This window comes from Streptomyces coeruleorubidus (genome assembly GCF_008705135.1).
Classification (GTDB): domain Bacteria; phylum Actinomycetota; class Actinomycetes; order Streptomycetales; family Streptomycetaceae; genus Streptomyces; species Streptomyces coeruleofuscus.
In genome coordinates this window covers 1,227,249-1,251,025 of the sequence record NZ_CP023694.1, presented here as the reverse complement: position 1 = coordinate 1,251,025, position 23,777 = coordinate 1,227,249, and the positions used below count along the sequence as shown (strand labels likewise).

General features: G+C 71.3%; 16 protein-coding genes. 7 read left to right on the top strand and 9 right to left on the bottom strand.

Annotated features, from left to right (window positions below; genetic code table 11):
- Positions 1 to 2 precede the first annotated feature (2 nt).
- Genes CP976_RS05670 through CP976_RS05640 form a run of 7 tightly spaced genes read left to right on the top strand, consistent with a single transcriptional unit; the run spans position 3 to position 7,627 of the window.
- Entirely contained in the window at positions 3 to 1,028 is a 1,026-nt protein-coding gene (locus CP976_RS05670) for an NAD-dependent epimerase/dehydratase family protein (RefSeq protein ID WP_150479319.1), read from the top strand.
- The gene (locus tag CP976_RS05665) at positions 1,016 to 2,299 is read left to right on the top strand and encodes a DUF4910 domain-containing protein (protein ID WP_150479318.1); all 1,284 of its coding nucleotides are present in this window, start codon (positions 1,016 to 1,018) and stop codon (positions 2,297 to 2,299) included. The genes CP976_RS05670 and CP976_RS05665 overlap by 13 nt, the downstream gene beginning before the upstream one ends.
- A 5-nt stretch (positions 2,300 to 2,304) precedes the next feature.
- Entirely contained in the window at positions 2,305 to 3,594 is a 1,290-nt protein-coding gene (locus CP976_RS05660; protein WP_150485242.1) for an MATE family efflux transporter, read from the top strand.
- Positions 3,591 to 4,538 carry a glycosyltransferase family 2 protein gene (locus tag CP976_RS05655; RefSeq protein ID WP_150479317.1) on the top strand — a complete coding sequence of 316 codons (948 nt, stop codon included), beginning with the start codon at positions 3,591 to 3,593 and terminating at the stop codon, positions 4,536 to 4,538. Before CP976_RS05660 ends, CP976_RS05655 begins: the two co-directional genes overlap by 4 nt.
- Positions 4,535 to 5,746 (top strand): polysaccharide pyruvyl transferase family protein, encoded by a 1,212-nt coding sequence (locus tag CP976_RS05650; RefSeq protein ID WP_150479316.1) that lies wholly within the window; start codon positions 4,535 to 4,537, stop codon positions 5,744 to 5,746. Before CP976_RS05655 ends, CP976_RS05650 begins: the two co-directional genes overlap by 4 nt.
- A complete protein-coding gene (gene rfbC, locus CP976_RS05645) occupies positions 5,743 to 6,294 on the top strand; it encodes a dTDP-4-dehydrorhamnose 3,5-epimerase (protein WP_150479315.1) in 552 nt (183 codons plus the stop codon). Before CP976_RS05650 ends, rfbC begins: the two co-directional genes overlap by 4 nt.
- Before the next feature lie 7 nt (positions 6,295 to 6,301).
- Entirely contained in the window at positions 6,302 to 7,627 is a 1,326-nt protein-coding gene (locus tag CP976_RS05640; RefSeq protein WP_150479314.1) for a glutamate-1-semialdehyde 2,1-aminomutase, read from the top strand.
- A gap of 22 nt (positions 7,628 to 7,649) precedes the next feature.
- On the opposite strand, the gene CP976_RS05635 is transcribed toward CP976_RS05640, so the two are convergent.
- The 9 genes from CP976_RS05635 to CP976_RS05595 form a co-directional block, all read right to left on the bottom strand.
- Positions 7,650 to 8,309: a phosphatase PAP2 family protein gene (locus CP976_RS05635; RefSeq protein ID WP_150479313.1), complete on the bottom strand. Its 660-nt coding sequence runs from the start codon at positions 8,307 to 8,309 to the stop codon at positions 7,650 to 7,652.
- Positions 8,310 to 8,399: 90 nt separating this feature from the next.
- A complete protein-coding gene (locus CP976_RS05630) occupies positions 8,400 to 11,498 on the bottom strand; it encodes an alpha-N-acetylglucosaminidase (protein ID WP_150479312.1) in 3,099 nt (1,032 codons plus the stop codon).
- A gap of 19 nt (positions 11,499 to 11,517) precedes the next feature.
- A complete protein-coding gene (locus CP976_RS05625; protein ID WP_150479311.1) occupies positions 11,518 to 12,411 on the bottom strand; it encodes a beta-glucosidase in 894 nt (297 codons plus the stop codon).
- Entirely contained in the window at positions 12,408 to 13,352 is a 945-nt protein-coding gene (locus tag CP976_RS05620) for a hypothetical protein (protein WP_150479310.1), read from the bottom strand. The genes CP976_RS05625 and CP976_RS05620 overlap by 4 nt, the downstream gene beginning before the upstream one ends.
- Positions 13,353 to 13,357: 5 nt before the next feature.
- On the bottom strand, positions 13,358 to 14,806 hold the full coding sequence (locus CP976_RS05615) for an alpha-L-fucosidase (protein ID WP_150479309.1): 1,449 nt from the start codon (positions 14,804 to 14,806) through the stop codon (positions 13,358 to 13,360).
- Between the two features lie 11 nt (positions 14,807 to 14,817).
- Positions 14,818 to 16,896 (bottom strand): GDSL-type esterase/lipase family protein, encoded by a 2,079-nt coding sequence (locus CP976_RS05610; RefSeq protein WP_229876534.1) that lies wholly within the window; start codon positions 16,894 to 16,896, stop codon positions 14,818 to 14,820.
- Between the two features lie 81 nt (positions 16,897 to 16,977).
- Positions 16,978 to 18,198, bottom strand: coding sequence for an SGNH/GDSL hydrolase family protein (locus tag CP976_RS05605; RefSeq protein ID WP_229876532.1), 1,221 nt, complete (start codon positions 18,196 to 18,198; stop codon positions 16,978 to 16,980).
- A 26-nt stretch (positions 18,199 to 18,224) separates the two neighbouring features.
- Positions 18,225 to 21,869, bottom strand: coding sequence for a beta-galactosidase (locus tag CP976_RS05600; RefSeq protein ID WP_150479306.1), 3,645 nt, complete (start codon positions 21,867 to 21,869; stop codon positions 18,225 to 18,227).
- Positions 21,866 to 23,734 (bottom strand): DUF4091 domain-containing protein, encoded by a 1,869-nt coding sequence (locus tag CP976_RS05595; RefSeq protein ID WP_150479305.1) that lies wholly within the window; start codon positions 23,732 to 23,734, stop codon positions 21,866 to 21,868. The genes CP976_RS05600 and CP976_RS05595 overlap by 4 nt, the downstream gene beginning before the upstream one ends.
- Positions 23,735 to 23,777 lie beyond the last annotated feature (43 nt).

The following is a 23,777-nucleotide window of genomic DNA, read 5'->3' as shown; positions in this document are numbered from 1 at the left end:
CCGTGCGCGTACTGCTGACCGGACACCAGGGATACCTGGGCACCGTGATGGCCCCGGTCCTCGCTGCCGCCGGACACGAGGTCGTCGGCCTCGACGCCGGCCTGTTCGCCGACTGCGTCCTCGGCCCGACACCCGCCGACCCGCGGGGGCACCGGGTGGACCTGCGCGACGTCACGGCCGACCACGTGGCCGGGGTGGACGCCGTGATCCACCTGGCCGCGCTGTCCAACGACCCGCTGGGATCGCTGGCGCCGGAACTCACCTACGACATCAACCACCACGCGTCCGTACGGCTGGCCCGGCTGGCCCGCGACGCCGGAGTGCGACGCTTCCTCTACGCGTCGACCTGCTCGGTCTACGGCGCCGCCGGCGGCGACGACCTGGTGGGCGAGGACGCCCCGCTGCGCCCGGTGACGCCGTACGCCGAGTCCAAGGTGCGGGTGGAGGACGACCTGCACGCGCTGGCCGACGGCGACTTCACCCCCGTGTTCATGCGCAACGCCACCGCCTTCGGCTACTCGCCCCGGCTGCGCGCCGACATCGTGCTGAACAACCTGGTGGGCCACGCGCTCCTGTCCGGCGAGGTCCTGGTGCTGTCCGACGGCACCCCGTGGCGCCCGCTGGTGCACGCAGCCGACATCGCACGGGCCTTCGCGGCCGCGCTGGTGGCGCCGCGGGAAGCGGTCCACGACCGGGCGTTCAACATCGGCAGCGAGATCAACAACGTCACGGTCGCCGAGATCGCCGGGCAGGTCGCCGAGGCGGTGTCCGGCGCGAAGGTCGTGATCACGGGGGAGACAGGGGCCGATCCGCGGTCATACCGGGTGGACTTCTCCCGGTTCCGCGCGGCGGTGCCCGGCTTCGACTGCGAGTGGACGGTGAAACAGGGCGCGCTCGAACTCGCCGACGCCTACCGGGAACACGGGCTGACCCGGGAGGACTTCGAGCGACGCTTCACCCGGCTGGCCGTGCTGCGCGCGGCGTCCGACGCCGGCACCGTCGACGACACCCTGCGGTGGCGCCCGTGACCGAGACCGGCGAGGAGATGTACGCGCTGGTGGAGCGGCTGTACCCGCTGTGCCGGAGCATCACCGGCGACGGGGTGCGCGCCACCCTGGACATCGTCGGCGAGTACATCCCGCTCCACGTGCACGAGGTACCGACCGGGACCCAGGTGCTCGACTGGACGGTGCCGCAGGAGTGGAACATCCGCGACGCGTACATCGCCGACACCACCGGCCGGCGGATCGTCGACTTCGCCGAGTCCAGCCTGCACGTGCTCGGCTACAGCGTGCCCGTGTCGGCGACCATGCCGCTGGCCGAGCTGCGGGAACACCTGCACACCCTGCCGGACCACCCGGGCTGGGTGCCGTACCGCACCAGCTACTACAAGCCGGAATGGGGGTTCTGCCTGGCCCAGGACACCCTGGACGCGATGCCGGACGGCGAGTACGAGGTGCGCATCGACTCCACGCTCGCGGACGGCCACCTCACCTACGCCGAGCACGTGGTCCCGGGCCAGGTCCCCGACGAGGTGATCGTCTCCTGCCACGTCTGCCACCCGTCGCTGGCCAACGACAACCTGGCCGGCATCGCGGTGGCGACGTTCCTGGCCCGGGCGCTGGCCCGGCAGACGCCGTACTACACCTACCGGTTCATCTTCGCGCCCGGCACCATCGGGGCGATCACCTGGCTCGCGCGCAACGCGGAGCGGGTGGAACGGGTCAAGCACGGCCTGGTGCTGGCCTGCGCCGGTGACCCGGGGCACCTGACGTACAAGCGGAGCAGACGCGGCGACGCGGAGATCGACCGGGTGATGCGGTACGTGCTGACCGCCTCCGAACGCCCGCACCGCGTCACCGAGTTCACTCCGTACGGCTACGACGAGCGGCAGTTCTGCTCACCCGGGTTCGATCTCGGCGTGGGCTCGCTCACCCGGACCCCGTACGCCGGCTACCCCGAGTACCACACCTCGGCGGACAACCTGGACTTCGTCTCCCCGGAGGCGATGACGGACACGCTCGCCGTCTGCCGCGAGGCGTTCGCCGTCCTCGACCGCAACCGCCGGTACGTCAACCTCAGCCCTTACGGCGAACCGCAGTTGGGCCGGCGCGGGTTGTACGACGCGCTCGGCGGCCGCAGCGACACCCAGCAGGCCCAGATGGCCATGCTCTGGGTGCTCAACCTCTCCGACGGCGAGCACGGTCTGCTGGACGTCGCCGAGCGGTCCGGCCTGCCGTTCGGCACCGTCGCCGCGGCGGCCGACGCCCTGCACGGCGCCGGACTGATCAAGGCATGACGCCGATGACCACCGAGGGGGAGAGGACGAGACCGAAGGCGGCGAACGCCGGGCGGGCCCTCGCCGGCCGGCTGTCCTGGGGACTGGCCGACCAGGCGGCCTCCAGCATGTCCAACTTCGCGGTGGGCATCTACGTGGCCCGCTCGCTCGGCGTGACCGCCTTCGGCGTGTTCAGCCTCGCCTGGGTGACCTACGGCGTGGTGCTCAACGTCTCCCGCGGACTGACCACCGACCCGCTCATGGTGCGCTTCAGCGGCGTGCCGGACGCGGACTGGCGCGGGGCGGTGGCCCGGTCGTCGGGTACCGCGCTCGGTGTCGGTGCCGCCCTCGGCGCGGCGTGTCTGGTGGCCGGCGTCGGCGTCGGCGGCCGTGTGGGGCCCGCGTTCGCCTGCCTCGGCGTCGTCCTGCCGGGGCTGCTGTTGCAGGACGCCTGGCGGTTCGCGTTCTTCGCCGCCGGCGCCGGGCGGAAGGCGTTCGTCAACGACCTCGTGTGGGGCGTCGCGCTCGTCCCCGCCCTGGTGGTGGCGGCGCGCGTGGGCAGTGTGGCCGCCTTCGTGCTCGCCTGGGGCGGATCCGCGGCGGTGGCCGCCGCGTGCGGCTGCTTCCAGTCCGGCATCCGGCCCCGTCCGACCGGAGCACGCGAGTGGCTTCGCGCCCACCGCGACCTCGGCTACCGGTACCTGGTCGAGAACGTCAGCAACAGCGGCGCGAGCCAGCTTCGGGCCTACGGGCTCGGCGCGATCGTCGGAGTCGGCGCGGTGGGTGTGATCCGGGGAGCGGAGCTCCTGCTCGGCCCGTTCCTCGCGGTGCTGATGGGGCTGTCGTTGGTCACCGTCGCCGAGGCGGCACGGGTGCTGCGGCGGGCCCCGCACCGCCTCGGCCCGTTCTGCCTCCTGCTGGGCGGCGGACAGGCCGTCGCCGCGCTGCTCTGGGGCGGCGCGCTGCTGCTGGTGCCGGACCGCCTCGGCGCGTTCGTGCTCGGCGGCGTCTGGAGCTCCGCCGCGGAGCTCATCGTGCCGGTCACGCTCGGCGTCGCGGGCGCCGGACTCGGCACGGGCGCGGCGGCCGGGCTGCGCGCGCTCGGCGCGGCCCGGCGCAGTCTGCGTGCCCAACTGCTCGCCTCCGCCTGCTATCTCGGCGGCGGGCTCGGCGGGGCGGTCGCCGCCGGCACGGTCGGCTCGGCCTGGGGCGTCGCCGCCGCGACCGCCTGCGGCTCGGCCGTGTGGTGGCTGCACCTGCGGACCGCCCTGCGCGAACACCGCCAGAACCCCATCCCCGAAGTGAGGACCTCATGACCGCCCAACCCAGGCTGAGCATCGGCCTGCCCGTGTACAACGGCGAGGAATACCTGGCCGAGTCGCTCGACGCTCTCCTCGGCCAGACCTACGAGGACTTCGAGCTGGTCATCTCCGACAACGCCTCGACCGACGGGACCCAGGACATCTGCCGCACGTACGCGGCCCGGGACTCACGCATCCGGTACATCCGCCTGTCGCGGAACATCGGCGCCGCACCGAACCACAACCACGTGTTCACCGAGTGCCGCGGCGAGCTGTTCAAGTGGGCCTCGCACGACGACCTCTACGCCCGCGACCTGCTGCGGCGCTGCGTATCGGCGCTGGACGAGCGGCCCGACGTGATCCTCGCGCACGCCGACCAGGCGGTCATCGACGAGGACGGCCGGGTGAAGGTCCCGTACGAGTACACGCTCGCCACCGCCTCGCCGCACGCCCCGGAGCGCTTCCGCAGCATGCTGTTCGAGCCCGGCGGCGACGACTTCTACGGGGTGATGCGGGCCGACGTGCTGCGCCGGGTGAAGCCGCACGACAGCTACCACCATGCCGACCGCACGTTCGTCGCCGAGATCGCCCTGCACGGGCCCTTCCACCAGGTGCCGGAGCTGCTGTACTTCCGCCGCGACCACCCCACCCGCGCCGAGCGGGCGAACCCTTCCAAGCGCTCCCGGTGCGTCAACCTGGACCCGCGCCGGGCCGGCCCGCTGCACCCGACGCCCCGGCTGCTCGCCGAGTACGTCTGGGGCTTCGTCTCGGCGATCCGGCGGGCGCCGCTGTCCCCGGCCGAACGGCGCGCGTGCCACCGCCACCTGGCCGCGTGGCTGACCAGCCGCATCCGGCCGGGCGCCGGCGAGCGGGTCGAGGACCGCGCCCCGGTCGACCCCGGACGGCACACCGCCGCCGTCGACGCCCTGGTCGCCGGCCGCGAGGGGAGGCGCACATGACCTCGGTGCGGGTGGGGGTGTTCGGCCTGCTCGGCTCCGGCAACCTCGGCAACGACGGGTCGCTCGAAGCCGTGCTCGGCTACCTCCGCGCCGAGCACCCGGAGGCGGTCGTGGACGCGCTGTGCGGCGGACCCGAGGTCGTCGCGGTCCGGTACGGGATCCCCGCGACGCGGCTGCACTGGTACCGCGGGGAGTACCGGACCGCGTCGCGTGCGGGCGCGATCGCGGGGAAGGGGCTGGGCAAACTCGTCGACGCCGTCCGCACCGCCGCCTGGGTGCGCCGGCACGACGTGGTGATCGTGCCGGGCATGGGCGTCCTGGAGGCCACCCTGCCGCTGCGGCCGTGGGGCTTCCCCTACTCGCTGTTCCTGCTCTGCGCGACCGGCCGGCTGTTCGGCACCCGCGTCGCGCTGGTCGGCGTCGGCGCCGCCGCGATCGGCAACCGGTCGACCCGGGCCCTGGTGCGCTGGTCGGCGCGGCTGGCCACGTACCGGTCGTACCGGGACACCCAGTCCCGCGACGCGATGCGGGCGATGGGCGTGGACACCACGCGCGACGACGTCTACCCGGACCTCGCCTTCGCCCTGCCGACCCCGCCGGCGAGCGCGCCCTCGGGCCGGCCGGGCCCGGTCTGCGTCGGCGTCATGGCCTTCCACGGCGGCGACGACGACCGCGCCCGGGCCGAGGAGATCCACCGCCGCTACCTCGACGGGACGACCCGGTTCGTCCGCGCGCTGGTGGAGGACGGCAGGCCGGTCCGGCTGCTCACCGGCGACGCGTGCGATGCTCCGGTGGTCGCCGCGATCCTCGACGCGGTGGACTCACCGCTGGTCACCGCCGCCGAGGCGGCCTCGCTGGCCGACCTGATGAAGGAGACGGCGGCTGCCGACGCCGTGGTCGCGACCCGGTACCACAACCTGGTCTGCGCGCTGAAGGCCGGCACACCGACGCTCGCACTCAGCTATGCGGCGAAGAGCGACGCGCTCATGGACCGGATGGGCCTCGGCGCGTACTGCCACCCGGCGCGCGAGGTCGACGCCGACCGGCTGCTGGAGCAGTTCCGGGCGCTGGAGCGGAAGTCGGCGGAGCTGCGGCGGACCCTCGCCGAGCGGAACCGGGTGGCCGCCCGGCAACTCCAGGATCAGTTCGACGCCTTGACCTCGGCCCTGTTCCCGGCGGCCGACCTCGTGTACCGGGAGGCTCCATGAAAGCGATCCGAGTCCCGGAGATCGCCGGCGCGTACCTCTTCGAGCCGACGCCGTACGCCGACGAGCGCGGCTTCTTCTGCCGCACCTTCGACGCCGACCTGGTCCGCTCGGTGGGCATCGACCCGGACGCCTTCGTCCAGGACAGCCTGTCCCGCTCGGTCCGGGGCGTGCTGCGCGGCCTGCACCTGCGCTCCGGCGCCGGCGAGGCCAAGCTCGTGCGATGCTCGTCCGGCAGGATCTTCGACGTCGTCGTGGACCTGCGGGCAGACTCGCCGACGTACCGGGGCCGGGCCTTCTTCGAGCTGTCCGGCGAGACGCAGGTGACGCTGTACATCCCGGCGGGGTGCGCGCACGGCTTCCAGGCGCTCACCGACACCGCCGACACCTCGTACCGGATCGACCGCCCGCACGATCCGTCCGAGGACGTGACGATCGCCTTCGACGACCCGGAGCTCGCCATTCCCTGGCCGCTGCCGGTCACCTCGATGTCCCAGCGGGACCGGGAGGCGCCGAGTCTCGCCGAGGTCCTGAAGCAGAGAGAGAAGTGAGGCCGGCGTGGACACCGAAGAGTTCCAGCTGCCCAGATCGCGGCAGGCGAACGAGCGGCTGCACGCCATGATCCCCGGCGGCGCGCACACCTACGCCAAGGGCGACGACCAGTACCCCGAGAACCTGGCCCCGGTCATCAGCCACGGCCGCGGTGCCCACGTGTGGGACATCGACGGCAACCGCTACGTCGAGTACGGCTCCGGCCTGCGGTCGGTCAGCCTCGGCCACGCCCACCCACGCGTGACCGAGGCGGTGCGGCGGGAACTCGACCGCGGCAGCAACTTCGTCCGGCCGTCCATCGTGGAGGTCGAGGCCGCGGAACGCTTCCTGGCCACGGTGCCGACCGCCGAGATGGTCAAGTTCGCGAAGAACGGCTCCGACGCCACCACCGCCGCGGTGCGCCTCGCCCGCGCCGTCACCGGGCGCCCGCGGGTGGCCGTCTGCGCCGACCATCCGTTCTTCTCCGTCGACGACTGGTTCATCGGCACCACGCCGATGTCCGCCGGTATCCCGGCGGCGACCACCGAACTCACCGTGGCGTTCCCTTACGGGGACCTGGCCGCCACGGAGGAGCTGCTCACCCGGCACCGGGACGAGGTCGCCTGCCTGATCCTCGAACCCGCCACCCACACCGAGCCGCCGCCCGGATATCTCGCCGGCCTGCGCGAGCTGGCCGACCGGCACGGCTGCGTACTGATCTTCGACGAGATGATCACCGGCCTCCGCTGGTCCGAGGCGGGTGCCCAGGGCCTGTACGGTGTCGTCCCCGATCTGTCCACGTTCGGCAAGGCGCTGGGCAACGGGTTCGCCGTCTCCGCGCTGGCCGGGCGCCGCGAGCTGATGGAGCGGGGCGGGCTGCGTCACTCCGGCGACCGGGTGTTCCTGCTGTCCACCACGCACGGTGCGGAGACGCACTCCCTGGCCGCCGCGATGGCCGTGCAGACCACCTACGTCGAGGAGGGCGTCACCGCGCGGCTGCACGCCCTCGGCGAGCGGTTGGCCGCCGGTGTCCGCGACGCCGCGGCCGCCATGGGCGTCGGCGACCACATCGTCGTCCGGGGCCGGGCCAGCAACCTGGTCTATGCCACCCTCGACGAGAACGGGCAGCCGTCACAGCGGTACCGCACCCTGTTCCTGCGTCAACTCCTCGCGGGCGGGGTGCTCGCCCCGTCGTTCGTGGTGAGCAGCGCGCTCAGCGACGCCGACATCGATCACACCGTCGAGGCGGTGGCCCAGGCATGTGCGGTGTACCGGAAGGCACTGGACGCCGCCGACCTCACCCCCTGGCTCGCCGGGCGGCCGGTGAAGCCCGTCTTCCGCCGCTTGGCGTGACGTGTCGTGTCGTGTCGTGTCGTCAGGAAGGTTCCCGCCGACGGGAGTCGGCCGTCCGGTCGACCAGCCACGCGGTCGCCGGTATCACCGCCAGCGTGGTGCACCAGCCGCCGAGGACGTCCGTCGGGTAGTGCGCGCCCAGGGCGATCTGTGCCCAGCCCATCGCGGCGCCGGCCACCAGCGCCGCGGCGAGCACGAGTGACGCCCCGGCCGTCCTGCCGAGACCGAGCCGGCCGGCCGCGAGCAGCGCCACCATGAGTGCGAGCGCGGTGAGGAAGGCGGTGTGCCCGCTCGGGTAGGACAGGTGCCCGTCGTGGATGGTGCGTCCCACCACGGGCTTGAGTACCTTCGTCGTTCCCACGGCCATGGCCGCACCGACAACGATGAACACCGCCGCGCGAGGACGCCGAAGCAGCAGGCAGCCTGCCACGGCGGCCACGACCAGCATCGCCGCTCCGGCGGGCTCTCCCAGGAAGTCCGTGGCCAGAGCGACGCGCCGCCACGGCGGTCGCACACTGTCCGCCGTCGGCTGGATGACCCACCTGTCCACCCGGCCGGGCTCGTCATGGCCGGCGTACAGGACCCCGAGCGCGACGACCACCAGCGCGGCGAGGGCCGCGATCAGCCCGAGCCACGTGCGCAGCGGCGAAGGCAGCACCGCGGGCGCCGGCCGGCCGGTCACACGCCCACCGCGCCCGGTTCTGCTCCGGCCAGGCGATCCCACGCGAACTCCCCCCAGGGTCCTGGCCATCACCCTAACCAACGAAAGAGATCACGCCACCGTGAATCCGTCGAACGTGGCGATGCCCCGAGTGCCGTTCCAGCCGTTGGCCGCGGTCATGAAGACCCCGACGTCCTGCGCGGCGGCCGCGCCCCCCGGCGTGGCCGTGCCCACCGTCGTCCAGGTGACGCCGTCCCTGCTGGCCTCCCCGGTGTACGAGGCGCCGGACCTGGTCAGCCGCAGCCGCACCGGCGCGGTGAAGGAGCCCGACTGCGCGATGGAGTCAAAACGGCCGTCGCCGTCGGCGTCCCAGCTCAGCACGCAGCCGTTGGACGGCGTGACCGCCAGGTTCACATAGCCCGCGCTCCCCTGAGTGCCCAGGTTGTTGCGGACGACGAGGCCCGCCCGTGCCCAGCCCCCGGTCATGTCCTGGGAGGTGATCGTGACCTCGGCCACCGTTTTGTCGCCGTACGCGCCCGCCCGGTACACCGCCCCGAACTCGTTGGTGGCGCCCCACAGGTCGGCCCCCGCGCCCTCGATGGCGATCTCGTCGCCGGCCTGGCCGAACACCGCGTCGTTGAAGGAGACCGTGCGGTACGGGTCACCGACCCCGGCCGCGGCCATCAGCCGTACCGGCGCCACCGCCTTCCCGCCACCCGCGTACGCCGCCGTCGCGACGACCCGGCCGACCAGTTCCGTCGGCTCACCCGCCAGAGAGACCTCGAAGCGAGCGGCGAACTTTTCGCCGGACGCCACCGACCCCTTGCGCACCGGATCGAGCGGCTTCACCGCCATGCCCTCGGGTGCGGTGACGGAGAGGGCCACGTCGCGTGCCGTCGCGAACCCGTTCCTGTTGGTGAAGGTGACCGTCACCGTCGCGGGAGTGCCCTCGGCCACCGCTCCCCGGTCGGTCCCCGCGGTGAGGACCGCCTGATAGGGAGTGGCGGCGAGCAGGTCGCGCACGCGGCGGGCCAGGGCGTACGGGGAGCCGTTGGGCTCGGTCGGGTGTGTCTCGTGGGCGTGCGCCCAGCGGTCCTCCAGGGCGAACCAGTCGATCGCCGACGGGTCCTTGCCCTTGGTGAGCGCGTCGAAGTACATGGTCCAGCGGGTGCGGTACAGGCCGCCGACCAGCCCTGACCACTCCCGGTTCGCGTAGTCGTGCAGGCCCTCCTCGCTGCTGGCGCGTCCGCCCCAGGTGGTGATGAGGGAGCGGACGTCGTATTCCAGGCGGTCCTTCTCGGCCCGGTCGGCGCCCCAGGAGCGGGCGTCGGCGAGCCACCTCCCGAGCAGGTGCGGGCCGGAGGTCGCCAGCAGGTCCTCGAGGAGGTCCATCCACTCCAGCCAGGTCTTGGTCAGCTTGCCGAACAGGGCCTTGTCCCCGGCCTCGTGTGCGGCCTTGATCTGGGGCAGCAGGACGCGGCTGCGGTTGGACAGGACCTGCCGGGCCACGTCGACGACGTCGTACCGGTAGGCCGAGCTGTCCCTCAACTCCGCGCGGACCGCAAGGAGTTCGGTGAGTGCGGCATCGAAGGCGGTGGTGTCGTAGCGGTCCTGCTCCGGGCCCCAGGCGGCGGCCTTGTTCGCGTTCAGGCTGGGACGGGCGCCGAACAGGCCGTCGGGTGCCTCGCTCCAGCCGTCCGCGCGGGACATGTTGTACGCGGTGTCGCGGATCGTCTGCCAGGCCGCGGCGGCATGCCGGTCCGGGCCGCCGTAGCGGGAGAGGGCGTACGCGGCGAACCAGTCGTCCAGGTCGACGGTGCCGGGTGTCCAGGCCAGGTCGGTGAGGAGGGCGAGGGCGGGCGCGTTGTTGTCGGCGGCTTCCGGCATCGCCGCGATACCGGCGAGCGAACTGTCCTTCTTGTCACGCCACTTGGGGTACTGCTCCACCCAGTCCGGGGCGTTGGCGCCGATCGGGGTGTGGCCGCCGAAGTTCCAGATGCTGCCGAAGGCGTAGGGGGTGCCGCCCCAGTCGCTCTCCCGGTCGGTGACGGTGGTGTAGCGGTCGGACAGGCCGTCCACGATCAGCATCCGGGCCTTGTCGACGCCGTCGAGCAGCGCCTTGGACGGGTTGGACTGCCAGCCCAGGATGGCCCAGATCGCGCCCGGGTGTGCTTTCTGAAGCGCCCCTTCGACGGCTGCCGCGGCTTCGCCCACCGGCACGTCACCGGGGTTGCCGCCCTCGTGCAGCAGGTCCATCTTGTACATCGTGCTCGCGCCGAACCGTTCCTTCTGGACACGGTAGAAGGCGGCGGCCACGTCGTCGAAGGCCGTGGTGCGCGGGTCGAGCCAGTCGGGGCGTTTGAAGGCGCCCCAGTCCCCCTGCGCCACCACCGCCGCGTCCCCGCCGTGCTTGGCGGGGAAGTCGTCCGGCACGCTGCCGTAATAGCCCGGCAGGACCGGCGTCATGCCCAGGTCACGTATCCGGTCGACGATCTTCTCGGCGAGCGCGGCACGTCTTTCGAGGAGCTGCCGCGAGACCGGCCCGCCGAAGCCCGACATGTTCTGGAGCAGCCACCAGGGCTGGTGGGCCGGGGCCGGGATCCAGGCGCGCATCTCGGCGTCGGTGTACCCGAACTGGCGGAACGTGTCGTAGTAGACGGCGTCGCCGCCGATGTAGACGAGCACCCGGTTGACTCCGTGCAGGGCCAGCACGTCCAGCTCGTACTGCCAGGCGTCCCAGTCGCGGTACGGGCCGGTGTAACCCTCGTTGGTGTCGTTGAAGGCGAAGCGGTGCGGCACATCGGCCGTTCCCTTGATCTCCCCGGCGGGCGCCGGGAGGGCGCGCGGCAGGTTCAGCTGATCGCCGGTCCAGGAGACGGAGGCGTGCGCGGTCCGCCGCAGGTAGGTGTGGAGGCCGGTGAGCAGCACGGCGGGGCTGGTGCCCTCCACTGTGATCCGCCCGGCCCGGCCGGTGACCCGGAAGCGGTCGCTGTCGGCGTCGACGGCCCGCAGGGTGACCTGCTGGTAGTGGTCGGGAAGCAGCCGCTTCAGCGCGGCTGCGGCGGGCGCGGTGTCGAACGGGGCGCCGTCGGCCGCGTACGCGCCCAGCGGGCGGGGCAGCAGCGCCGCGCCGCCCAGCACGACCGCGCCGGTGAGGATCCGTCTGCGGGTGACACCTGTGATGCCGAGGTGGTCTCGGTTGTCGTGCATGAACGTCCTTCCGCAGAGCTCAGTCGATCGTCAAGGCGAAGATGTGCAGGGCGGGCAGGCCCGCCTGGATGCCGTCGCTGACCTCGGGCAGGACCACGGAGCGCAGCTCCTTGCTGGCCGTCAGATCGACGCCGAAGGTGAACAGGCTGACGGGATTGTCGTCCCGGCCCGTGGAGTTGTAGCGGTAGGGCAGCACCACCGCGGCGGAGGAGTTGGCCCCGTACCAGTCGGGAACGGTCACCGAGAACGCCTGCTCGGTGCCGTCGGCGTAGACGACCTTGCCGTCGCCCTTGCCCTCGCCCCAGGTGCTGGTGCCGAGGAAGGACAGCCGGGAACCGGAGCCGGACAGCAGCACGGTCTGGCCGGAGGAGATGACGTTGTCCTTGCTCCCGGGCCGCGTGTCCGGCCAGGTGAAGGGCACGCCGTCGTAGGTGACCGTGGCACCCGGAGTCAGGCCCACCGACGCCAGCGCCTCGGCGGACAGAGCGGAGTTCGAGCCGTCGATGTTGGCGACGAGGGCGTCGGCGGAGGCGATCCCCGCGTTGTCGAAGGCTGCCCGCAGCGAGCGGTACGGCAGCAGGGCGGAGGAGGTGGTGCGGGTGCAGTCGGAGCCGTGCAGGTGCACGTCGAAGAGGGCGTGCGCGGTGAACACGATCCGGCCCTCGGCGTCGTCGGCGAGCCGGGTCCGCCAGGTGCGGGTCACCGACCGTCCGGGCGCGAGGTCGCCCAGGCTGTCCCTTTCGGCGGTGTCGTCCACGGCGAGGTAGAGCACGGTGCCGCGCAGCGCGATCCTGGTGGTGTTGGTGAGGGTGGCCGACAGGGTCACGGCCTTGCCCGGCTCGGGTGCGGACGGGGTGAAGGTGAGCGAGACGGGTGGCGGGAGGAAGTCCTCCTCGGGGCGGTAGGTGTTCATGACTCCTCCACGGTGAAGCGGTCGAACACGGCCTGGACCGTCGTGCCGGGGTAGTTGAGGTTCACGGCGCTCGCCACCACGCCGGCGTCCAGGGCGCCGCTCGCGGACGGCACGGTCGCCCGCGCGGTCTCGGTCCAGGAGAGACCGTTGTTGGTGCTGCTGTGCGCGATGTACGTCGTGCCGTCGCGGACCAGGCGCAGCCAGGCGGGGTGGGTGGAACCGCCGCCGCCGGCCCAGGTGTCGAGGTGTCCGTCGCCGTCGCTGTCGGTCATGAACTCCAGGCCGTACGACTTCGACATGGTGAGCACGGCGTAGCCGCCCTTCTCCGGCGCGGTCAGGTCGTTCGCGACGGCGATCCCGTACTTGGCGGTGGGGTTGTCGCTGCCGGTGAGGCTGACCGTCTTGACCTGCACCACGCTCGACTCGGCGGCGGAGCCGGGAAGGAGGATGCCCCCCTTCTCGTCGGTGCCGCCGGAGAAGTCGCGGCCGCCCGCCCAGATCACCAACTGGCTGCCGTACTGGCCGAACTCGGCGTCGTCGGTGGTGGCGAACGTCCGGTACGGGTCCCGGACCCCGTTGGGCCGGTAGGGCACCGTGAAAGTCTTCGCGGACCGCGCGCAGTCGCTGCTGCGCCCGTCGACGTCGAAGACCACGTGCGCGGTGAACGACACGTTCCCGGCCACGTCGGCCGGCATCGCCGTCTCCCAGCGCCGGGTCGTCTTCGCGCCGAGCCGCAGGTCGCCGAGCGGGATGGTCTTCGCCGCCGTGGTGGCGCCCGGGTTGATCAGGTGGAGCACGACGTTGCGGAGCGGGAAGGGGCAGTCGTTGGTGAGGACCGCGGTGGCCGTGATCGTGTCACCACCGGCCGGCTCGGCGGGTTCCGTGGTGACGCTGAGCGTGGGCCCCAGGGTGTCGAACTGGGTGCCGTCAGAGATTCCCATGCCGGTCACCGCGCCCAGTCGACGGTGAAGACGTTGGCGATGCGGCTGGGAAGGGAGGACGGCACGGTGATGTTGATCTTTCCGTCACGGCGGGTCCACCTCAGACTGCCGCTCGTGCCGAGCAGCCGGACCCGGGACGTGGCGCTGATGGGGATGTCGCCGGGCACCGAGAGGGTGCCGCTGGGCGCGCCCAGCACGATGATGTTGAACTTGCCCGGGGAGACGGTGTAGCGGATGCCGAGCGCACTGCCCTCCTCCTCCGCCCGCACCCAGGGCGTCGACCCGTAGATCGCGGGGCCGTTGACCTTCAGCCAGGCGCCGATGTCCTTCAGTCGCTCCTGCATGATCTCGGGGATCGTGCCGTCGGCCTTGGGACCGATGTTGAGCAACAGGTTGCCGTTCTTGCTGACCACGTCGGCGAGCAGCTGGATCAGGAACTCGGAGGTCTTGTAGTCCTCGTCCGGCTCGTGCTTGTTGTAGCCCCAGGAGTAGCCCATCGTCATGCAGCACTCCCACTTCTGCGGATCCATCGTGGGGTTGGTGCGCTGCTCGTACGTCGCGAAGTCGAAGTGGGTGTCGAACCGGTCGTTGATCACCACGCCCTTGGGGCGCTCACGGTTCTTGGCCTGGTTGTAGTAGTGGGCCATGGGTTCTTCGCTGCGCCACGGCGGGTTGCCGGTGGGCCGGAACCACTGACCGTCCGCCCACAGCAGCTCCGGGTCGTAGCGGTCGATGATCTCGTAGAGCTGCTTGAGCTCGTAGTCGCCGATGTAGTCCTCGACCGGCTTGTAGCCGGTCATCGGGATTTCCTCGTCGGTGTAGAAGTTGCGCATCGGCCGGCCGATCGCCGGGTTGAAGTACTCGCCGAGCGAGTAGTACAGGCCCGGGCGCACGGTGCCGCGCCTGCGGGCCGCGGTCATCAGCTCACCGACGAGGTCGCGCTTCGGGCCGTACGCCACGGAGTGACGGTCCGTCACCTTGCTGGGGTAGAGGGCGAACCCGTCATGGTGCTTGCTGGTCAGCGCGAAATACTCGGCGCCCGCCTGCTCGAACAGCTTCACCCAGGCGTCGGGATCGTACTTCTCGGCCTTGAACTGCGGGATGAGGTCGTCGTAGGTGACGTCCTCGCCGTAGGTGTCGCGGTGGTACTTCCACTCGGCGGTGTCCTTGGTGCTCTGGTACCAGAGGTACCACTCGGAGGCGCTTCTCGGCGTCGCCCCGGCGATCACCGAGTAGATGCCCCAGTGGACGAAGATGCCGAACTTGGCGTCCTTGTACCAGCGCGGCACGGGATGGGTGTCGAGGGACGCCTTGGTGGGCTGGTAGTCGGGTATGCCGGAGCCGCCCGGCACCGCCGCGCCGGTGAGGGCCTGGGCGGTCCCGGGCGGGGCGAGGAGCACGGCGCCGCCGACGGCGGCCGCCGTGGTCATGAACTGCCTGCGATTGACTGCCATGGGGAGACCTCTCACTTCGTGCTGGAGAAGGAGTCGAATACGGCGGTGGTGGTCTGGCCGGGATAGTTGAGGTTGACGGCGCTCGCGACCATTCCGGCGTCCCCGGTGCCGCTGGCCGAGGGCACGGTGGCTGTCGCGACCTGCTGCCAGGCCGTGCCGTCGGAGCCGGCGTACGCGGTGTAGGTGGAGCCGTCGCGGACGAGCTTCAGCCAGGCCGGGTGGTACGAACTGCCACCGCCGGCCCAGGTGTCGAGCCTGCCGTCGCCGTCGCTGTCGGTCAGGAACTCCAGGCCGTACTGCGCGGACATGGTGAGCACGGCGTAGCCGCCCTTCTCGGGCGCGGTCAGGTCGTTGGCGACGGCGATCCCGGCCTTCGCGGACGGGCCGCTGCCGGACTGGGCGGCTACCCGGGCGGTCACGGTGCCGGACGGTGACGCGGCGTCGGCGAGGTAGATCGCCGCCTTCTCGTCCTTCCAGCCGGACAGGTCCTGGCCGCCCGCCCAGATGGCGAACTGGCCGTCGTTCTTAGTGTATCGGGCCTCTTCGGTGGTGGTGGCGGTCGTCAGATACGGCGCGCGCACGCCGGACGGAGCGGGGGTCACCGTCGCGTCCACGCTGTCGGAGTCGCGGCGTGTCCGGCCGTCCTGGAGGAAGGAGGTGCGGACGCCGATCTGGTGGGTGCCCCAGGCCGCGTCGGCCGCGGGGGTCACCGTCCAGGTGACGGTGGCGCTGTCGCCCGGGGCGAGAGTGCGTGTCCGCGCGCTGCCGGCCGGTTCGGCGGACCAGCCGTCGGGGAGATCGAGGCGCGTGCTGACCTCGGTGACCGTTTTGGGGCCGGTGTTGGTGACGGTCGACGTGATCTCCGTGCCGTCACCCCCTGCTTGCAGGGTCGGCCGGTACGGGGTGAGCCGCACGCGGGCCGACGGGCAGTCGCGGGCCGCCCCGAGGGTGGTGAGGTCGACCGCGTCGGCGAACGCCTTCATGCCGGTGTCATTGGGGTGCAGATGGTCACCGGAGTCGAACGCGGCGGCGTACCGGGTGGGGTCGTCCGGGTCCCGTACCGCCTTGTCGAAGTCGGCGTAGTCGTCGAAGACGCCACCGGAGTCGCGGACGAACGCGTTGACCTTCTGCCGGTCGGCCTCCTTGGCCTCGGTCCACCAGTCGCCCCAGCCGCGATACGGCACGACGGTCGCGCCGATCAGACGCAGCCCGCGGGCGTGGACACGGCGCGCGATCTCCTTCATGCCGTCGATCACCTGGTCGCCGGTGGCGCCGCCCCAGCTGAGGTCGTTGACGCCCTCGAACAGGACCACCGTCCGGGCGCCGGGCTGCGCCAGCACATCGCGTTCCAGCCGGTCCAGCGCCGACGGGTTGCCGTCGACACCGGCCGTGATCCGGTTGCCGCTGATGCCCTCGTTCAGCACCCCGGCGGTGGACGAACACGCCGACAGCCGCCCGGCCAGATAGTCGGGCCAGCGCCGGTTGGCGTTCGCCGTGGAGGACGCGCCGTCGGTGATGGAGTCGCCGAGCGCCACCACGGCGCCCGCCGCGTTGCCGCCCTGTACGTCGACGCCGGTCAGGAACGGGAAGGTGGAATCGGTTCTGGTGAAGGCGTCCCCGTCGGCGTCCGAGGCGTGGTCGCCGCCGCCGTCGGGCGTCCAGTAGACGGTCTGGAGACCCATCCAGTGCTGGCTGATGTCGGTGAGCCGGCCCGGGAAGTACAGGCTGACGACCAGGTCGCTGCGGGCGGGCACGGTGAGCTGGACCTGATCGCTGGCCGCCTGCTCGCCGGCCGGGATCGTCACCTCGCTCTTCCCGCCGAACCGCAGCCTCTGCGGCTTCCTGACGTCGGAACCGCCCTCACGAAGTCCGACGGTCGCGTGCCCGATCGTCACCGGCTCGGTGGTGAAGCCGTTGGTCAGGCGGATCCGTACGCTCGACCCGCCGGCGCTCACCCGCACCGGTATCCGCACCGTCACCTCCGAGGTGCCCGGGTCGTACGAGGCGTGCTGCGCGGTCGCCCAAGTCCCCGTCCACCCCGGCTGCGTGGTCTCGGCCGTGGCCGGCGCCGCCGGAAGCAGCGCTGCCAAGGTCGCCGCCAAGGCTGTGGCCAGGGCCGCGCATCTTCGGTGTCCACGCAGGCGTGCAAGCGTTCTGGACACGGGTCCTCCTCAGGAACACGCGCGGCCGAGGCCGAGCGCGGTCAGATCGATGGAGTCGGCGAACGCCTTCATCCCGGCGTCATTGGGATGCAGATGGTCACCGGAGTCGTATGCCGCGCCCAGCCGGCGCGGGTCCGCCGCGTCCCGGACCGCCCGGTCGAAGTCGGCGTAGTCGTCGAAGACCCCGCGGGAGTCCCGGACGAACGCGTTGACCTGCTGTCGCCGCGCCTCGGTCTCCTCGCTCCAGCCGCCCCAGGTGAAGTCCTTGTACGGGGTGATCGTGGCGCCGACGACCCGCATGCCGCGCCGGTGCGCCCGGTCGGCGATCTCCGTCATCCCGGCGATGATCCGCTCGGCACTCGCCCCGCCGAGATCGTTGATCCCCTCGAAGAGGATCAGGGTCCGCGCCCCCGGCTGGGAGAGCACGTCCCGCTCGAGCCGGTCCAGGGCGGAGGGATTCGTCCCGGTCCCGGCGGTGATCCGGTTGCTGGTGATGCCCGCGTTGAGCACTCCGGCGCCGGGCAGGCAGGCGTTCAGCCGGGCGGACAGCAGGTCGGGCCAGCGCTGGTTGGTGTCGGCCGTCGAGAAGGACCCGTCGGTGATCGAGTCACCGAGCGCCACCACCGCCCCGGTCCTCGGCGCGGTCACGTCGACGCCGCTGAGGAACGGCCAGCTCGTGGTGGTCCAGGTGTAGGCGTCGCCGGAGGTGTCGGCGGCGTGGTCGCCCGCCCCGTAGTCCGTCCAGTACACGGTCTGCTGCGCCCACCAGTGATCGGTGATGTGCGTGACCTGGCCGGGCAGATGGAGACTGACGACCAGGTCGGCCAGGGCCGGAACGGCGAGTCCGACCGGGTCGCTCACAGCCTGGCCGCCCGCCGGGATGGTGACCGCGCGCTTCCCGCCGAACCGCAGGTCGTACGGGCGGGCCACGGCGGAACCGCCGTCGCGCAGGCCCACGGTCGCGTGCCCGATCGTCACCGGGTCGGTGGCGTAGGCGTTGGTCAGGCGGATGCGTACGGAGGAGCCGCCGACGCTGGTGTGCACCGGCATCCGCACCGTCACCTCGGACATCCCCGAGACCTCGTAGTGCTCGCTGGCCGCGGTCGCCCAGGTCCCTGTCCAAGCGCGCCGATCGTCCTGCTGACCGGCCTCGGCGGGTGCCATCGTCCCGGCCACGACGGCCGAGACCGCCAGGAGCAGAGCCGCGAGCCTGCCGCGCATCCCCTGCATATGACGCCCCTTGCTCAGGCTGGGCATCAGGCACCGCCGCAGGTCAGCTTGGCCTCGGCCCAGTCGGCGTGGTCCGAGGAGACATCGCCGTCCCCGTCGACCAGCAGGTCCAGCCAGCGCGCGCCGGTCACGTCCACGTCGATGTCGGTGCCGCCGTCGGAGCCGCGCACCACCGGGGTCGTGGCGAGGGAGCGGCCGTCGGCGATCACCTTGAAGGAGACGCTGCCGCCGTCGCCGACCTCGTCGTCCACCCCGGCGGTGGCGGTGAACCGGGTGCAGCCGCCGCCGAGATAGACCCGGATCTGGCTGTTCGCATGCACGCCGAGGCCCTTGGCGTAGGTGGTGCCGCCGATACTCAAGGGGCGACCGTCACCCGCCGCGTTCTCCCCGTTGGAGGTGTCCTTCTCCACCGGACCCCAGCCGTTGACCGCCTTGACCAGGGTCAGGTCGCTCACATAGGCGTCGGCGGACAGCCCGGGCGGTGGCACCTGCACGGCCCGTACACCGGTGACGGTGCCCGGGTGGCCGGGCTGGGTGAGCTTGGCGGTCGCGGACAGGACGGCGTAGTGGACCGGTTCGCCCGGTGGGGTGACGGTGTAGTCCGCGGTCACGGTGCCGCCGGGCCGCACCTGGTCGAAACGGGTGGTGTCGCCGGTGGTCGCGGTCCAGCCGTCCGGGACCTTCAGCGCCAGCTCGACCTTCGAGGCGGTCGGCGCGTCCTTCGGCACGCTGAGGGTGACGGGGACCTTGGCGGCGGTGCCGGTGCCCAGGAACGGCTCGGCGTCGACGGTGACACGGGCGCCGGAGTCCGGCATGGCGTACGTCGTGGCGTTGTACGAGGGCGCGGCCACCGTGCCGACCTTGATCCCGCCCGCCGAGGCGCCGAGGCCGACGAGCTTCGCCGAACCCGGGCCCGCGCCGGCCTTGGTGGACCAGACGGCCAGGGCGATGGTGTTGGTGCCCTGCTCGCGCAGGATGCCCTTGGGGATGACGAACCGTGTCTGCGGTCCGGTGTCCGGCAGGTAACGGCCGATCAGCCAGCCGTTGACGAAGATCTGGGCGCGGTAGCCGGTGCTGCCGCCTTCGCCCTCGGCCAGGTCCAGCGCGACCGCGTTGTCTTGGCCCTGCGGCAGGTCGAGCCGCGCGGACGTGCGGTACCAGCGCACGCCGGGCCCGGTCTTGCCGGTCTGCCCGGAGAGGGAGGTGCTCTTCCAACTGCCGTCGGGGTAACCGGAGAGGGACCAGCCGGCCCGTTCCCCGTACAGCCCGCCGTTGTTGTACGGGCCTCGGGCGGTGTCGACCGGGTCCTCACCGCCGCGGCTGCCCTGGATCTTCCAGGTGAGGGTGGAGGCCCCGCCGATCACCTCGGCACTGAGCAGACCGCGCGGCTCCTTGGAGTAGTCGTGACCCCATTCCTCGTTGTGGCCCGCGTTCTCCACCAGGACGGAGAGGACGTTGTCCCCGCCGTCTCCGGCGGACTTCAGTGTGCCCGCCGGGATGCCGAAGGTGTGCGCGCCGTTGCCGGAGCTGCCGAGGTAGCGGCCGTTGAGCCAGACCGCGTACTGGCCGGTGTTACCGGTTTTGGCGTCGAGTGCGAGCGCGGTCGCGGCGCCGGTGGTCTTGAACCGGCCGCGGTACCAGACGTTGCCGTGGTGGAAGCCGTACTCGTCCATCGCGAGGACCGGCAGCGACCCGGCCAGCTCCGGGTTGTTGGCGGTGAGGCGGTCGGCGGTGGTCCAGGTGGAGTCGTCGAAGCCGGGAGCGGACTCCGGTGCCTCCTCCTTGTACTTCCACGTCGTCAGCGCGGGCAGCTCGACCGGGCGCGGCGCCTGGGTGGCGGCGACCTCGCGGCCGTTCCAGGTCACCTTCTTGGCGTCCGCGATGACCTCGATCTTCGCGGCCTTGGTGGAGTCACCGGTCAGCTTCAGGGTGCCGTCCGCCAGTTCGGCCGTACGGACGAGGGACGGTCCGCGTACGAGGACCGGTCCCGAGGCGGTGTCCTGCCGCCACCAGTGGGCGGTCTCGGCGGTGTCGGCGATCAGCAGTTCCATGCCGTTCACCAGCACCCGGGCCAGGCCCTTGTGCGTGTAGTTCAGGCGCAGGTCGCCGCGTTCGGCGTCCCAGGTGGTGGTGACTTCGCCGTCGAGGACGGTGACCTCGGGCCGCTCGGCGTACCGCAGCACGGTCTCGCCGGCCTCGCCCTCACGCCCGTACAGCAGCGCCACGTCCCGGTCGGCGATCCGGGCGTGCGTCATGATCTCCGAAGTGGAGTAGACGAGGCGATGCTTCTCGCCCAAGTCGTAGCCGGCTACGAGGAGTTTTGCGTCCCGGCCGTCCACGGCGATCGTTCCCTGCTGGGGAACGCGCGGGTAGTCGCCGTCCTCGCCCTTCAGCGACAGGGTGGTCTCGTCCTTGTCCTTCACGCGGGTGTCGGCGTGCCGCACGGTGAAGAACTGGGTGCCGTCGTCGGGGTTGACGCGCCGGTCGATGCGCAGGGCGTCGTCGGACGGGGTCGGGGCTTCGGCCTTGTCGGTGCGCGCCAGCGAGGTGACGGAGTTGACCATGTACCCGAGGCGCTTGAACTCCTGGTACTTGTCCGTCAGTTGGCGCGACTCGTTGATCGGAGCGCCGTAGTCGTACGACGTGTAGACCGCGTTGGGGTCGGCGAGCCAGCCCCAGTTGGTGCCGCCGTACGTCATGTAGAAGGACTGGCCGCTCACCCCGGCGGCGATGTTCATCTTGCTGAACACCCGGGTGAAGTCGGTGCCGGTGAGCTTGGCGCAGTCCTGGTATCCGGTGCCGCCCCAGGGGTCGAACGCGCCGCCCTGCGCCTCCGGGATGATCAGCGGGGACTCCGGCTTCCACTCGTTGACGTACGAGTAGTCGGGCAGGTTCCTCCAGGTGTCGGGGTCCTTGCAGTCGAAGCCCTGCGGGTAGGCGTCGAAGCCGTAGATGTCGGGGGCGCCCTTGCCGCTCACCCAGTTCTTGTTGGCGCCGCCGTCATTGACGAAGGTGGGCACATCGATGCCGTCTTCCTTCGCCCAGTCGATGAGGGTCTGCATGTAGTCGGCGTCCTGTCGGCCGCCCTGGTACTCGTTCTCGACCTGGTACAGGATCACCGACCCCGTGCCACGGGTGAGTTGATGGCGGGCGATGATCGGGTTGATCCGGCTCATCCACTCCCGGGCCGCCTTGAGGTACTCCGGCTCGGAGGTGCGGTTCACGCCGGCCTGTGTCTTGCGCCAGGCGGGCATGCCGCCGCCGGAGACCTCCGCGTTGATGTACGGGCCCGGGCGGGCGATCACATACAGGCCCGCGCGCTCGGCCTCGTCGAGCAGCCGCTCCACGTCACGAGTGCCGGTGAAGTCGTACGAGCCGGGCTTGGGGGAGTGGTAGCCCCAGTCGAAGTAGAGCGAGACCGCGTTGAATCCGCCCGCCTTGATCTTCTGCAGGACATCGCGCCAGGCGTCGGGGCTGGGCAGTCGGAAGTAGTGGAACTCGGCGCCCCAGATGTACAGGGGCTTGCCGTCGACCCGCACGGAGTACTGGTCGTAGGTGACGGTGTGCGGGGCCTTGGGCGCCGCCTCGGCCGGTGCCGCTACCCCCGCACCGGCCATAGGCATGACGGTCAGCGCTCCGGCGAGCAGCAGAGATCTCCACTTGCCTTTCATGAGGTCAGCCCCTTCACGACTGCCGCCCGCGCGGTCTCGATGTCGCCCACGTCCTTCGTCCGGCCGTCGAGGTTCCGCGTCGCGGTGGTGAGGGCCTCGGTCAGGGCGTCGCTGTCGGCGCCGCCGTCCTTCTTCCGCAACTGGGCGATGAGTTCGTAGTCCTCGATGCCCTCCTTCAGCTGCTCCCAGCGGATGCTGGACATCGGGCCGTCCTTGCCCGGGTAGACCAGGTACTCGTCGCCCTGCGTGAAGATGTGCACCGGCTGCTTGAAGGGGTCGCTGGTCCAGCTGTTGTACGACCAGCGCAGGAAGCCGTCCAGATTCCGCTGGGCGGAGATCCACGGCAGCATCCGCGACTCGACGGCGGGCGAGAACGACAGCGTGTTGGGGTGGGCCGGCGCGCCGTACACGTAGAAGGTGGTGATCTTGCCGGCCTTGCGCCGCTCGGCGACCTTCTCCTTCGTCATCGCGTCGATGCCGCCCCAGTCGACGGACAAGTTGGACGCGACGCCCTCGGTGCTGATCGAACCGGCCACGGAGATACGGCTGTCGAAGGTCGGCGCGACCTCGTGGACGAAGTCCTTGACGACCGTCATCGTGCTGATGGGCCGCTCGTCGAAGGACAGCCAGGTGTTCTCCAGCCAGCCCTTGTCCTTCAGATGCTTCTCGAAAGCGGGGAGGAACGCTCCCCACGCCTCCCGCCAGCGGTCGCCGCCCAGATCGACGTTCTCGTAGACGGTCCTGCCGGTGCGGGTGTCGGTGTAGGTGAGGTGCTCCTGGTCCTGGAACGCCAGCATGGAGAAGGCGCCGATGTCGGGCCCGAGGCCGGCGCGTCTGGCGGTCTGGACGTACTTGTCCCAGCGGCCGAAGTCGAAGGAGAACGTCTTTCCGTTCCAGCTCCAGCCCACCATGCTGCCGTACGGCGTGGCTGTCTGCGACTCCCGGGTGCCGAGTGACCACTGGTGGTGCCAGGGGTTGTCGACGATGGTGGTGTTGATGACCTTCTGGCCGCGCGACGCCAGGTCGCGGTTGTACTTCTCGATCAGCTTCCAGTGGTCGTCGGACCAGAGCTTGACGCCGTGGTTCTTGGCGATCGTCTCCGGTTGTGCCCATACGTCGAGGAAGAAGTCGTAGTCCTTCGGGTCGGGCACACTCGCGTCGGCGACCTCGATGGTCAGCGGGTAACTGGCCTGGGTGCGGCCGTCGGCGTTGACCTTGACCGTGCCGGTGTAGGTACCGGGCGTGGCCTCTTCGGGGATGTGGAAGGTGAACCACAGCGGCTGCGCCGCGTACGCCGGTACGTCCACGGACGACCGCTCCTCGAGCGCGTCGCCGACCACGTCGGGGTTGCGGTCGCCGGACACCTCCTTGCCGGAGCTGACCTGGTCGATGGTGGCGGACCAGTCGACCTCGCTCTTGGAGCGCTGCACGGGCACGTACTTGACGAACCGGACCTGGGTGTCGGCACCTGACAGTTTCGCCCCGCCGGGCCCGGTGAGGTCGCCGACCACGGCCTTGACGTCGTCGAGGTTCCGGCCGGAGGCGATCGCGAGCTGCGCCGAGACCTGTTCGTTGCGCACGGCGGAGAGCTTGAGCTCCTTGGTGTCCTTGCCCTGGATGGTGGTCATCGGGTAGCGCGGGACGCGTTCCTCCGCGGAGCCGGCGAAGGAGCCGGTGGGGACCCAGGTGATGGTGTCCCTGGTGCCCATGGCGTCGGCGACCTTGACGGTCAGCCAGGTGGTGGTTGCCTTGGAATTCACGTCGGTGTCGGTGGTCGTCATACCGGTGACGGCGATCGCGGTGGTACTGGCGGCCACGACCACGCCCGCCACGAAGCCGGCGACAGCTGAGGATGTACGTGCCATGGAGTGGGTTCCAATTCTCACGGCTGTGCAGGGAGGGGTCCCC

What these genes read in the sequence shown, in the direction of transcription:
- CP976_RS05660 (WP_150485242.1), top strand. Translation starts at nt 2,305, where the DNA reads ATGACCACCGAGGGGGAGAGGACGAGACCGAAGGCGGCGAACGCCGGG.
- CP976_RS05655 (WP_150479317.1), top strand. Translation starts at nt 3,591, where the DNA reads ATGACCGCCCAACCCAGGCTGAGCATCGGCCTGCCCGTGTACAACGGC.
- CP976_RS05650 (WP_150479316.1), top strand. Translation starts at nt 4,535, where the DNA reads ATGACCTCGGTGCGGGTGGGGGTGTTCGGCCTGCTCGGCTCCGGCAAC.
- rfbC (WP_150479315.1), top strand. Translation starts at nt 5,743, where the DNA reads ATGAAAGCGATCCGAGTCCCGGAGATCGCCGGCGCGTACCTCTTCGAG.
- CP976_RS05630 (WP_150479312.1), bottom strand. Translation starts at nt 11,498, where the DNA reads ATGCACGACAACCGAGACCACCTCGGCATCACAGGTGTCACCCGCAGA.
- CP976_RS05625 (WP_150479311.1), bottom strand. Translation starts at nt 12,411, where the DNA reads ATGAACACCTACCGCCCCGAGGAGGACTTCCTCCCGCCACCCGTCTCG.
- CP976_RS05620 (WP_150479310.1), bottom strand. Translation starts at nt 13,352, where the DNA reads ATGGGAATCTCTGACGGCACCCAGTTCGACACCCTGGGGCCCACGCTC.
- CP976_RS05615 (WP_150479309.1), bottom strand. Translation starts at nt 14,806, where the DNA reads ATGGCAGTCAATCGCAGGCAGTTCATGACCACGGCGGCCGCCGTCGGC.
- CP976_RS05605 (WP_229876532.1), bottom strand. Translation starts at nt 18,198, where the DNA reads ATGCAGGGGATGCGCGGCAGGCTCGCGGCTCTGCTCCTGGCGGTCTCG.
- CP976_RS05600 (WP_150479306.1), bottom strand. Translation starts at nt 21,869, where the DNA reads ATGAAAGGCAAGTGGAGATCTCTGCTGCTCGCCGGAGCGCTGACCGTC.
- CP976_RS05595 (WP_150479305.1), bottom strand. Translation starts at nt 23,734, where the DNA reads ATGGCACGTACATCCTCAGCTGTCGCCGGCTTCGTGGCGGGCGTGGTC.